The organism is Helicobacter sp. 23-1044 (genome assembly GCF_053654695.1).
On record NZ_JBSIUQ010000014.1, the window covers coordinates 47,984 to 59,790 of the forward strand.

Here is an 11,807-nt window from a genome sequence, read left to right on the forward strand (position 1 = left end):
TCCGCATAAAACTGCGCTCGATGAACCCCAAGTTCTATCTCGCTTGTTTCACGCGAAAACGGCGCAAAGCCACACCGCAAATCCTTCGATTGTTTATCTTGTGAATCGTGCGCTGTGTGAGATTCTGCGTTTATTTTGTCATTCTGAGCGAAACGAGAGTTGAGCGAAGAATCTCTATTTTTTTGAGATATTTCGCTTCGCTCAATATGACAATTTGAAGCACAATTTGCAGAATCTGCAATTTTTGCATTTTTTTCATTAGATTCTGCGTTCGCAGAATCTACAATCGAAGTATTTGCGGTAGTGCTTGTGGAGTTTTTGCGAAATTTTGGGGCTGAGACTAGACTAGCGGTCTGCGAAGCCCCGAAATTTTGCAAATCTACGCAATGATTACCCAAAGACGAATTGCCACTAGATTCAGCAATATTTGAAAAAAGTCTCCCCACATTATACGGGCAAAACCCATCGACATCTTTTTTTGCCCAAATCGCCTCCAAAATCACGCCCGTATCAATATGCTTTGGCAAAGGCAACTGCACCAAAATCCCGCTCACACTTTTATCGGCATTCAAACGCGCGATTTCATCAAGCAAAGATTTTTGCGCGATATTTTCATCAAACTTTATGATTTGCGATTCAATCCCCGTGCGCTCACAAGCCTTTTTTTTCATATTGACATAGCTTACTGACGCTGGATTTTCGCCTACCAAAATCACGCAGAGTTTGGGGAGAATGCCTTGTGCTTTTAGATTCGCAACTTCAAGTGCGACTTGTGCTATGATTTTTTCGCTCAAACCCTTGCCATCTAAAATCGCGCCCATAAATTCGCCCCTAAATCACCACATAGCTGACAGATAACGCCGCTTTTATTTTGCGAAGTTCGCCAAGTGTGGCGTCTAATATGTCATTATCTACGATTATCATCGCTAACGCCTCGCCTTTGTTGTTGCGCCCTAGCCGAAAGTCTGCGATATTGATATTGTTTTGCTCCATAATTTTGCCTATGTTGCCGATGACGCCGGGCACATCGGTGTTTTTGAAAAGCACGATTTTGCCCTGTGGTTCGATGTCCATCGCAAAGCCGTTGATTTCTACGATTCTAAGTTTATCCTCATCAAAGACACACCCGCTCACCGCAATTTCTTCGCCTTTTGCGCTGGTGATTTTTATGGTTAGCAGATTTTTATAAATGCTTGAATCGCTCTCTTTTGTGGCGACTTCGACATTTATGCCACGCTCTTTTGCCACAAACGCCGTATTTACATAATTTACGCTATCGCCAAGCGAATGTTTCAAAATCCCAAGCGCAGCAAACGCGCTCAAAGATTCGGCATAAGGCGCGATTGTGCCACTTGTGGTAATTTTTAACGAACGAATCGCGTCCTTTGCGATTTGTGAGACAAAAAAGCCAAGTTTTTGCGCTAACTCCAAATATGGATTCATAAAGTTTGGCAATTCGCTCTCTTTTATAGGCAAATTTAGCGCGTTTGGATAGCTGCTACCACGCGCTGATTCAACGGCGGCGGTGGCGGCTTCAAGGGCGATTTTTTCTTGTGATTCAAGTGTATTTGCGCCAATGTGGGGCGTTACATAAATATTTGGCAAATCTAAAAGTGGATTGTCAATCGCAGGCTCTTTGCTAAAAACATCTACGCCAAGATGGCGAATCTTCCCACTCTTTGCCGAATCTATCAAATCAGCTTCATTATAAAGCCCACCACGCGCGACATTTATGAGAATCACACCATCTTTCATTTTATCAATTTGTGCCTTTGTGATGATGTTTTTTGTCTCGTTATTTTTTGGCGTGTGAATGGTGATAATGTCGCATTTTAGGATTTCATCTAAACTTTTGGCGCATTTCACACCTGCGTCAATCATCACAGATTCTTTGATATATGGGTCATAAGCGATTATATCCATCTCAAATGCCTTTGCGCGTTTTGCTACGCGTGAGCCGATATTGCCAAAGCCAATCACGCCTAATTTTTTGTCCTTTAACTCCGTGCCATACCAATCCTCGCGCTTCCATTTGCGCTCCACTTTTAGCTGATGATTTGCGCCGGGAAAATTGCGCACGGAGTTTATGATATGTGCCATTGTGAGTTCAACCGCTGCGATTGTGTTTGCGGTGGGGACATTCATCACAATTATGCCCTTTTTGGAGCAACCCTCAATATCCACATTATCCACGCCAACACCTGCGCGAACGATTGCTTTAAGATTGCCAACCGCGCTTAAAAACTTCTCGCCCACTTCCGTAGAACTTCGCGTAATCGCCACATCTGCGTCTTTTAGCTTCGTCAAAAGCTCATCTTTTGGGAGATTTGAGTAATCCACCATTTCAATGTCTTTTTCTTTTTGCAAAAACTCTAACCCAGCCTTGTGAATGTGGTCGCAGACTATAATTTTATGCTTCATTTTCTATCCTTTTGTGATGTGATATGCGATATTGTATCGCTTTAAGTCATTTAAGAGATTTTTGCGCTTATTTGCTGAATCTAAAATAACTCGCAAAGTCGCCCTCCCGCGCAGAATCTCATAAGTAAATTTTACATTATTTGCTTTTAAAATCTCTTTTAGGCAAAAAAGTTTGTAGCTATCCAAATTGCTAATTTGCAAAATATCCGTGCTTTTCGCTTCGCTTAAATCAAATGTGATAAATGCCTCTGGCGCGGGATAGCGAAAGTGCGGGATTTCTTTTTTTGCGAAAATGCCACGCCAAGATTCTGCGAATTTGTTAGATTCTGTGCTAGATTCTGCGATTTTCGTGCTAGATTCTGCGAAATTTGTGCTAGATTCTGCGCTAGATAGATTCGCCCAATCGCCTAAAATATTTAAATCCTTCAACTCTAATCCCTTCATATACACATTTACAAGCACCGCAAATAGCACAAGCAAGGCGGTTGCAGTGATAAATAATAGCGCATTTATCAAAGAATTCATTGCATTTTATCTTTTAAAATATCTCCCAAAGTCATTTTGCCATCGTCTTTTTTGTTGTAATTTTCGATGGCGTTTTGCTCTTTTTGGCGTGATAATTTTCGCACAGATAGGCGAATCCTACTATTATCAATATGCACGATACACGCCTCAATGCTGTCTTTTAATTTGATTTCATCTTTTTTTAACGGCGATAAATCCTCGTTTTGAATGAGCGCATCGACATTTGAGTCAATTTTCACAAACACGCCAAAGTCCTTTATTGAGACTACTTCACCTTTGACAATCTCGCCTATTTTGTGCGTTTTACCAAAAATGCTAGCGGGAGATTGCAGCAATGCCTTGCGCGAGAGCGAAATCTTTTCTTTTTCTCTGTCAATTTTTAAAATCCTAACTTCGATTGTCTCGCCGACTTTTAGTTTATCCTTGCATTTGTCCTTTCGCTCCCACGATAAATCTTCGTTGTGAAGCAATCCATCGACTTTGCCAAATCGCACAAACGCCCCAAAATCCGTGATTGTCGCTACCTCGCCACTTATTGAATCGCCCTCTTTGTATTTTTTGACAAACTGCGTAAATGGCTTATCGATGAGTTTTTTAAGCGAAACGCGAAGTCGCTTTTTTGCCGTGTCTAGCTCGATAATCTCCACATCGATTTCTTGCCCGACTTGAAGATAATCGTGCGGATTTTTGATATTTTTCTCCCACGCCATTTCTGTAATATGCAAAAATCCCTCGATATCATTGCCCGCATCGACAAACGCGCCATAATCTTTAATGCTACTTACCACCGCCTTTATCGTATATCCCACTTGCAACTGCGTGGCGATGTCCTCCCACGGGTCTTTTGTGAGGGCTTTGATGGATAGCGAAAGTTTGGACTTTGCCTCATCAAATTTTAGCACCTTTGCCTCCACGATATCGCCTACTTTGTAGAGTTGCGAAGGGGTTGCGAAATTTTTATGACTTAGCTCACTTGCGTGAATCATACCCTCAACGCCATCAATATTCACAAAAATCCCAAAGTCAGTCACGCTAACAACTTCACCCCGCAAAATCTTATCGCCTTCCATTAGCTCTTTCATCTTTTCGCCTCTAACCTTATCAGCGATGTCAAAATACCTCTTGCGCGAGATAATCACGCTATTTTCGCCAAGCTTGGTAATGCAAACTTTGATAACCTTATCGCTAAACTTCGCTTCTTTGCTGATTGCCGATTCTCTAAACGGCAAAAAGCACTCAATCTCTTTGCCATCATCGCTCCACTGCGCGATAAATCCATTTTTCGCTTTGCTTAATAACCTTACTTCGATGATTTTATTTTTGATATTTTCGCCATATTTTTTAGATACCGCCTCTAAATCATCTTTTGCTTTTAGTAGTCGCTGTGCCTTTTTATGCGAGATTCGACCACCGCTGACAAATACCGCTAGCAAATCGCCCTTTTTGAAAAGCAACTCGCCATCTTTGCCTGTAATCTCGCTAATGTCGAGCTTTTTCTCGCTTTTCCCACCGATATCCACCATCGCAAAATCTTTATTTATCTCAACGATTTTCCCTTGCTGAATGTCGCCATCCGCGCCGTCTGCGCCCTTGCTGATTGAGTTTGTGAAGAGATTTTGCTCATCTTTGCTTAACTCGATTTTTGCTAACTCTGCCTCTGAAATTGCCATTTTTAAAAATCCTTGCTTTGCTTAAATTAAAAGTGCGTATTATACAAAATTTTTTAAAAAATATATAAATCGCACAAAGATTCTGCGAAATCGTGCTTTTTGTGTGGTGAGATTCTGCGAAAATGGCGGTTTAGATTCTGCGAAAATGATGAGATTCTGCGCTAGATTCTGCGATTTTTAGTGAGATTCTGCGATTTTTGTGAGATTTGCAGAATCTTGCCACAAAACAGCAAAATCGCAGAATCTGCGGTTTAGATTCTGCGGTTCGTGCGACAAAATCGCAGAATCTAAAATCTCAAAAATTGCCTTTGTGTTTTTACCTTTTCCATTTTTTTGCCCAAAGTTTTTTTCTCCGCCAAAAACCACTCGCTAACTTGCGCGATTAACTCCCTTGCGCAAGTCATTTCATCCACTTTTTCAAACGATGGGAGATTTTCTACTAAATTTATTGCTTGTGCTTCATTTTTATTCACAAGTGCGATTTTTAGGGCATTTATCCAAGATTCTGCGTTTAGATTCTGCGAATTTGGATTGCCACGCTCACCACTCGCAGAATCTTCATTAGATTCTGCATTTAGATTCTGCGAATCCACCCTAAATCCCGCTATTTTGGTGGATTTCCCTCCACGCATCAAGCAACCCACGCGCAACTCTTATCACAATGTCAATCTTTGCCGTGTCATTTTCCAAGTTCGCCTGTGTCAAAAATTTGATTTGCTGCATATAAAGTCCCGTTAGATAATGCGCCACTTCCCCGCCATTCTCGTAATCAAGCACATTCAAAAGTTCGGTAAAAATATCTGTAATGCGATTTATATAATAGATTTTTTTCTCAATATCGCCTGCCTCAATGCTCTTTTTTGCGAGACTACTAAATCGCAAAATCCCCTCATAAAGCATCTCAATCAACTTTTGCGGCGACTCCGTGCTTGTGTGAGTTTGCTGATATAACATATACGCATTTTGATTTGTCATTCTTGCCTCCAAAATATTTCCTTATTTGCGCTTATCGGCGATGGATTGCTCAATTAGCATATTTAAGTGATTTGACGCGTTATTTGTCTTTGCGATTTGCGAGTCATACGCTGCAAAGCGATTTGCCATCGTCTCATAGCGCGAGTTTAGCAACTCTAAATTGCGTTTTCGCTCATCTTTTAGGCGTTTATCGTCATTTGTGAGATTTTCCTCAAATAATTTTAGGCGAGAATCGCCAAGTCCCACTAGCGCGTCTAACTCCCGCTCCACAAGCGTAAAAACGCCTTTTCTACTTTCCTCTTTTCCTGCAATCATCACTTTGCTTTCTCTAAAAAAACTCATCGCAGATTCTGCGTCCGTGCTTAGTTCGCTTCGCAGTTTGCTTTCATCGATAAGCATTCTCCCATCGTCATTAAAACTAATGCCAAAGTTCGCCAAACTCACATTTTTGCCATTCTCAAAATATGTCATCCCAAGCGCACGGCGCAGGTTGCTTTTAATGCTTCGAATATCGCTATTTCCATTGAAAACCCCGGCGATTTTTGTATCCTCATCATAGCGCGTGAGTTCCTCTAACTTTGGAATTAGCATATTATAAGATTCTGCGAATGCCTTTATTTCATCCAAAATCATCTGCGTATTTTGCGAAATGCTGACGCTTATATTATTCTCACTTTCGCCAAAAAGTTCGAGTGTGACGCCACTTACGATATCATCTACCACATTGCTTGGGCGAGTCATCTGCACTCCATTGTATGAAAATCGCGCGTCACTTGCGCTTTGAATATTTTTTATGCCGATATTTGCCACGCCAAAGTCTTTGTAAGTCCCGACATTTATGCCAAGTGCCTTTAATGCTTCGCTATCTTTTGGTGCTTTTATGCTAACCTCGCCTGTGGTGGAGTTTATCGCCAAAAATCCTTCCTTTGTGATTTTCGCGCTGTATCCATCGATATTATTTATCGCCTCTAAAATCGCTTCTTTGTTAGATTCTGCGCTAGTGCCTGTGATTTTGCCAAAGTCGATTGTTGTGCCACCAATTGTGATTTCACCGCTGATTTTCCCGCCTGTGATGGTTTTTTTAGCGATTAGCGTGTCTTTTTCATTTGCGATAAAATCTGTGAAAATCTCTCCCGCTTTTTCGCCACCCACAGAAATTTCAAATCCTCTATTATCATTTAGCAAAATCTTTTTCCCATCACCGCTGATTGAGACGCTAATATTGCCATTTTTCACCAAATCTGCGAACTCCAAATCATTGCTTAGCGCATCTAAAATCGCCGATTTTAACGCACTTAAATTGCCCTCTGCGCTAATATTTAGCGTCTTGTGCGCCCCGCTGCTTGTGATTAAAGTGAGATTAAAATCGCCATCTTTGAAATCCACGCTATTTATTTCTTTTGACTCCAAATTCGTCCCAAAAAATATATTAGATTCTGCGCCGCTGCCTTTTGAATTTATCATCAAAGAGTAAGATTCTGCGCCACTGCCTGTTTTCATAATGCTCGCATTCACCGCGCCGTCCGTTTCATCGATGATTTTTTGTGCCACCATCTCCAAACTCTCATTTGCGCTAATTGCAATGCTGTAATCCTTCCCGCCCACGCGAAAATTTAGACTTGTATCAAATCCCGCGAAGTTATCTTGGCGTGATGAAAATTTCTTGCCAATCTCATTTACGGAGTTTTTGGCGATTTCATCGATTTTTATAGTTAGATTCTGCGGTGGGACGCCGGCGTTTGCGCTAACTTTTAATTTGCTCTCATCGCTTGAAGTGGCATTCCGCCCTAAATATGTCGAGTAATCGGAGATTTTTCTAGCGTTGCTATGTAGGGCGCTTAGCATTCCTTTTAATGCGGCAAGTTCGGTTTGTTTATTTAGATTCTGCTGTAATTTTCTATCAATGGGCGCAACCTGCGCGTTTTCATCTGCTTTTTTTAGTTTATCGATAATGTCGTAATTTAAAACGCCACTACCCACGCCAAGCGAACTCAAAGGATTCACGCCCTACCCTTTTGCATCAAAAATCACGCTAATAATATCGCGCATTTTTTTCATCAACTCCATCGCTTCATCGGTGGGAATTTTACGGATAATCTCCCCGCTATCGCGTTGCTTTATCGTTAGCACAAGCGATGAGATGGAGTCTTCATAATCAAACATAAGACTTGTTGTGATTGATTGCATTTCTTTATTTAAATATTGCGCCAATTCCAAAAGTTGCTTTTCCAAATCTGCCTTTTGCTCTTTTGTGAGTTCATCTAATCGCTCATTGCCGACTTTGAACTGCGTGGTTACGAGATTTGTTTTAGAAGTGTCATCATAAGTGCTTTGTTGCATAACATTATAAATTTGCGTATTTGTAACAGAATTTATCATCATAAAATCTCCGTTTGCAAAAAATATTTTTTATTATCGGTAAAAAAAGCAAGTTTTTTATTTAACTTTTATTAGTTGAAGCGGGTCGATATGCTTGTCTTTTTGCGTGACTTCAAAGTGCAGTTTTTCGCTCACAAATGCGATTGTGTCGCCCTTTTTTATGCGCGTATTTACAGAAATATTGCGCGGAATTTCATCTAAATATGAATAAATCGTGTGAATGCCATTTCTATGCTCTATAATTACGACTTTTTTAAGCACCGGCGTGCTTTTGGCAAATACGACTTTTCCATCCATCACAGATTGCACAGCAGAGCGGGTATTCACGCCAAATGTGACAAATTCATTAAAAACACGCATTTTATAAACCGGGTCAAAATATGGTCCATATTTTGTCAAAATTTTGTAGTTTTTCAGTGGCGCAATCGTCTTTGTGCCGTTGTATTTTGCGGTGCTTACATTGCGATAGGAACTGCCGATTTGCCGCACTTCAAGCGGAGCGATTGGGAGGGCGGAGGATTTTTGCTTAGATTCTGCGTTTTTCGCAGAATCTGCCTTTTTCGCCAAAAGTGCCTTGCGCTTTTTTTCCTGCTCTTGCAACTCTTTCTTTTTTAAAATATTTAAATCCACCAAAATCTTTTGAATTCCCACGCGCTCTTTATCCAAACGCTTCAATTCATCATCATAATTTCCTAACTCGCTATTCATTTTTTTGATGAGATTTTTTTGCTCATTTATGGCGAGTTGCAGAATCTCGCGTTTTTTCAACTGCGAATTTATGACTTTTTTTGCGTTATCAATGCGAATTTTCGCAGAATCTAAATCCACTTTTACCCTCTCTTGCTCTTTTAAAATAACCTCGATATCCGCCCTTGCACTCGCGCTTAAATGCTTCAAAACTTCCTCGCTAATGATTGCATCCTCGCTCAATGCTTCCTTTTGATTTAGCATCATAATGATGGCGACTTCCCGCAAAACTCTATCGATAAATTCTTGTTGAAGTGCATTTAGGCGCGAATTTAGCGCATTTTGTCGTTCATTAGTTTCTTTGAAAACCCTCTCTTGCGCCTCAAAACTCTTTTGATTTTCGCTGATATTTTTATTTAGCGCATTTATTTGTCGCTCTAACTCTTTGATTTTTGCATTTTTATCATTGATATTTGCCCCCAAACTTTTCAACTTCGCATTTATGGAATCTGCCTTTGAGGCGATATTTTCTAACTTTTTTTCATTTGTTTTGATATTTTTATTTGTATCGCCAAAAAGCGCGATGGCGAGGAAAAAGATTAGCAAAAGTCGCATTTTAGGGTTCTTTTTGAAATAAAATCACCACAAACACCGCAATCATCGAGATTGTATAAGCACTAAATGCCAAAATCGAAGAATCCACCGCAAGATTCTGCGCACTAAAAATATCAATGCCAAGCATCGCCATAATCGCGCTAATTTTGGCATTTTTAGACGCAAAAATAATCCCGGCAATCACCGCACTTGTCGCAAGAAGCGATGAAATCAGCGCGAGTTTGTAAAGCGGGGCATTTTTCATCTTTGCACTCGCGCCAAAATATGTCATTATCTCCATTCGCTCACTATGCTCAAATCGCCAAACCTCCACTTGCTTTATCATCAAAAGCAGACTTAAAAGCATAATTATCACGCTTAAAACAAACGCACTACCCTTTAAAAGCACGAGCAGGCGGTAGGTTTGATTATGTGTTTTGCTAAAAGATTCTACGCGATAAATGCCATTTATGTTTTTTAACGCGCTTTCAATTTGCGTGATTTTGCTTTGATTTGGGAAGGTTGATAGTTTCAGCGAGTAAAAAAATGGCAGTGAATTTTGGAGATTTTCCTTTGTTTTATCTTTGAAATTTTTTGTGATATCTTCCAAAATGCTTTGCGATTCTAGCGCGAAAAGCGAGTGCGCTTCATTTATGCGAGATTTTATATCGCTTAATTTCAACTCTTTATTACTCACAATCACAATGGCGTAGTTTTTCCCCACCAAATGCTCATAATAATTTAGCGCACGGGACGCCAAAATAATGCTCTCAATCCCGATTAGTAGCGCAATGAGCGGAATTAGAAGCGATAGATATTGCCTAAATATTCTCATAAACCGCTCCATTTTCAATATGCAACCTGCGAAATTTTTGCGCATTTATCTCATCAGGCATTCTATGCGTGACAACGACTATTGTGGCGTGAAGTTGCTCATTTGCGCCCTCTAAAAGTCGCCAAATGATATTACTACTATAATCATCCAAATTTCCGGTTGGTTCATCAGCGAAAATAATCTTTGGCGTAGTCGCCATCGCCCGTGCTAACGCCACTCTTTGCTGTTCGCCTCCGCTTAATTCAAGGGGGTATTTTTTGATTTTATGCTCTAATTTCACGTGCGCTAATAAATGCTCCATTTGCTCGATGCGCTTTGCGCGCGTGGGCGGATGATTTGCAATCTCCATTGAAAGCATAATATTTTTTGCCACGCTCCACTCTTTGATGAGTTTGTAATCCTGAAAAATAATGCCGATTTTTCGGCGCAAACTCGCAATATCGCGCTTTTTGGCATTATGCAGGTTAAATCCGCACACACTCAAAGCACCGCTTCTAACGGGCAAATTCCCATACATTGAGCGCAAAAGCGTGCTTTTCCCGCTTCCGCTAACGCCTGTGATGAATATAAAATCCTCTTTTTTCACCTCAAATGTGGCATTTTTGATGATTAAATCCTTACCATAACCCAAATGCAGATTTTTCGCACTAATCACCCAAATGCTCCATAAGTAGATTTATCGCCTCGATATTTGCGCGTGTCGGGATGATATCGCTTAGTGCCTCTATGTGATTTTCGCTAATCAAAAAATACGCATTGCTTGGCGCGTAATACGCTCCAAACGCCACAAAAAGCACCATTCCGCCACTTTGCCCATCGATTTTATACGCACTTTTTATATGCAAAAAATATTCCTCCGTGCGAAACTTTTTCCCCAAAAGTGCGTGAATTTTGCGAGGGTGCGTGATTTTGATTTGATTTGCAGAATGTGCGTTTTTCGTGCGAGAATGTGCGATTTTTGTGCGATTCGCAGAATCTAATGTGTCATTTTCCGTCATTGCGAGATTTTGCGTAGCAAAATCGTGGCAATCTATTTTCAGATTCTGCGTTTTTAGCGTAGATTCTGCGTTTTTTATTTCATTTGCAGAATCTGCGCTGTTGTCCGTCATTGCGAGATTCTGCGTAGCAGAATCGTGGCAATCTATTTTCAGATTCTGCGTTTTTTTGTCATTCTCGCGCGAAGCACTTGTGCGAAGCGAAGAATCTAAATCCGTCATTGCGAGATTTGACGAAGTCAAATCGTGGCAATCCATTTTCAGATTCTGCGTTTTTATGTTAGATTCTGCGATTTTCGTTTCATTCGCAGAATCTGCATTTTGTTCCCCCTCAAAAATGTGCGCGGATTCACACAAAAATCCCCCCTCCCTTGCGGAGGGGGCTAGGGGGTGGGTATTTTGTGAATTAGATTCTGCGTTGAGATTCTGCGATTTTGTGCTAGATTCTGCGTTTTTTTGTATTTTTTTCGTCATTGCGAGATTTGACGAAGTCAAATCGTGGCAATCCAAATTAAAATCTAATTCGTGCGAAGCACCCTTAATCTCGCCCGCTTCGTGGTGCAAAAAATCGGGAGCAAACGAGCAGTAGTGCGAGTGCCGATTTTTTGCTAGAAGCGGAGAAAGCGAGGCACTCCCCCTAAAAGCGAAAAGCGGCAGCTTTTGGCGCGTAGGGGGAGCGGGGTGGGGGGTGCAGCCCTTTTGCGAAAAAATAAGAGACTTTGAAAT

11 protein-coding genes and 1 pseudogene are annotated in these 11,807 nt (G+C 40.9%); all 12 read right to left on the bottom strand.

Going from position 1 to position 11,807, the window contains the following annotated elements; all coding sequences use genetic code 11:
• Window positions 1-524 precede the first annotated feature (524 nt).
• Window positions 525-821 (bottom strand): annotated as a pseudogene (locus ACWIUD_RS10635) (tetrahydrofolate dehydrogenase/cyclohydrolase catalytic domain-containing protein); the annotation flags it as partial.
• A gap of 10 nt (window positions 822-831) precedes the next feature.
• Complete coding sequence (gene serA / locus ACWIUD_RS10640; RefSeq protein ID WP_454148919.1) at window positions 832-2,421, bottom strand: phosphoglycerate dehydrogenase; 1,590 nt, start codon at window positions 2,419-2,421, stop codon at window positions 832-834.
• A gap of 3 nt (window positions 2,422-2,424) precedes the next feature.
• On the bottom strand, window positions 2,425-2,946 hold the full coding sequence (locus tag ACWIUD_RS10645; RefSeq protein ID WP_454148921.1) for a hypothetical protein: 522 nt from the start codon (window positions 2,944-2,946) through the stop codon (window positions 2,425-2,427).
• A complete protein-coding gene (locus tag ACWIUD_RS10650; protein ID WP_454148923.1) occupies window positions 2,943-4,616 on the bottom strand; it encodes a S1 RNA-binding domain-containing protein in 1,674 nt (557 codons plus the stop codon). The genes ACWIUD_RS10645 and ACWIUD_RS10650 overlap by 4 nt, the downstream gene beginning before the upstream one ends.
• Before the next feature lie 287 nt (window positions 4,617-4,903).
• Complete coding sequence (locus ACWIUD_RS10655) at window positions 4,904-5,248, bottom strand: hypothetical protein (RefSeq protein WP_454148925.1); 345 nt, start codon at window positions 5,246-5,248, stop codon at window positions 4,904-4,906.
• Window positions 5,211-5,591 carry a flagellar export chaperone FliS gene (gene fliS / locus ACWIUD_RS10660; RefSeq protein WP_454148927.1) on the bottom strand — a complete coding sequence of 127 codons (381 nt, stop codon included), beginning with the start codon at window positions 5,589-5,591 and terminating at the stop codon, window positions 5,211-5,213. Before fliS ends, ACWIUD_RS10655 begins: the two co-directional genes overlap by 38 nt.
• A 21-nt stretch (window positions 5,592-5,612) precedes the next feature.
• On the bottom strand, window positions 5,613-7,595 hold the full coding sequence (gene fliD / locus ACWIUD_RS10665; protein ID WP_454148929.1) for a flagellar filament capping protein FliD: 1,983 nt from the start codon (window positions 7,593-7,595) through the stop codon (window positions 5,613-5,615).
• Between the two features lie 3 nt (window positions 7,596-7,598).
• Window positions 7,599-7,973: a flagellar protein FlaG gene (locus ACWIUD_RS10670; RefSeq protein ID WP_454136289.1), complete on the bottom strand. Its 375-nt coding sequence runs from the start codon at window positions 7,971-7,973 to the stop codon at window positions 7,599-7,601.
• 54 nt (window positions 7,974-8,027) lie between these two features.
• A complete protein-coding gene (locus tag ACWIUD_RS10675; RefSeq protein ID WP_454148931.1) occupies window positions 8,028-9,272 on the bottom strand; it encodes a murein hydrolase activator EnvC family protein in 1,245 nt (414 codons plus the stop codon).
• A gap of 1 nt (window position 9,273) precedes the next feature.
• Entirely contained in the window at window positions 9,274-10,086 is an 813-nt protein-coding gene (locus ACWIUD_RS10680; RefSeq protein WP_454148933.1) for a cell division protein FtsX, read from the bottom strand.
• Window positions 10,073-10,741, bottom strand: a complete 669-nt coding sequence (locus ACWIUD_RS10685) for a cell division ATP-binding protein FtsE (protein ID WP_454148935.1) — start codon at window positions 10,739-10,741, stop codon at window positions 10,073-10,075. The genes ACWIUD_RS10680 and ACWIUD_RS10685 overlap by 14 nt, the downstream gene beginning before the upstream one ends.
• Window positions 10,734-11,807, bottom strand: a 1,074-nt coding sequence (locus ACWIUD_RS10690) for a hypothetical protein (RefSeq protein WP_454148937.1), incomplete at its 5' end; no start/stop codon positions are given. The genes ACWIUD_RS10690 and ACWIUD_RS10685, both read right to left, overlap by 8 nt.

Coding starts and splice junctions, on each gene's coding strand:
- fliS (WP_454148927.1), bottom strand. CDS start 5,591: ATGACAAATCAAAATGCGTATATGTTATATCAGCAAACTCACACAAGC.
- ACWIUD_RS10655 (WP_454148925.1), bottom strand. CDS start 5,248: ATGCGTGGAGGGAAATCCACCAAAATAGCGGGATTTAGGGTGGATTCG.
- ACWIUD_RS10675 (WP_454148931.1), bottom strand. CDS start 9,272: ATGCGACTTTTGCTAATCTTTTTCCTCGCCATCGCGCTTTTTGGCGAT.
- serA (WP_454148919.1), bottom strand. CDS start 2,421: ATGAAGCATAAAATTATAGTCTGCGACCACATTCACAAGGCTGGGTTA.
- ACWIUD_RS10670 (WP_454136289.1), bottom strand. CDS start 7,973: ATGATGATAAATTCTGTTACAAATACGCAAATTTATAATGTTATGCAA.
- ACWIUD_RS10650 (WP_454148923.1), bottom strand. CDS start 4,616: ATGGCAATTTCAGAGGCAGAGTTAGCAAAAATCGAGTTAAGCAAAGAT.
- ACWIUD_RS10680 (WP_454148933.1), bottom strand. CDS start 10,086: ATGAGAATATTTAGGCAATATCTATCGCTTCTAATTCCGCTCATTGCG.
- ACWIUD_RS10645 (WP_454148921.1), bottom strand. CDS start 2,946: ATGAATTCTTTGATAAATGCGCTATTATTTATCACTGCAACCGCCTTG.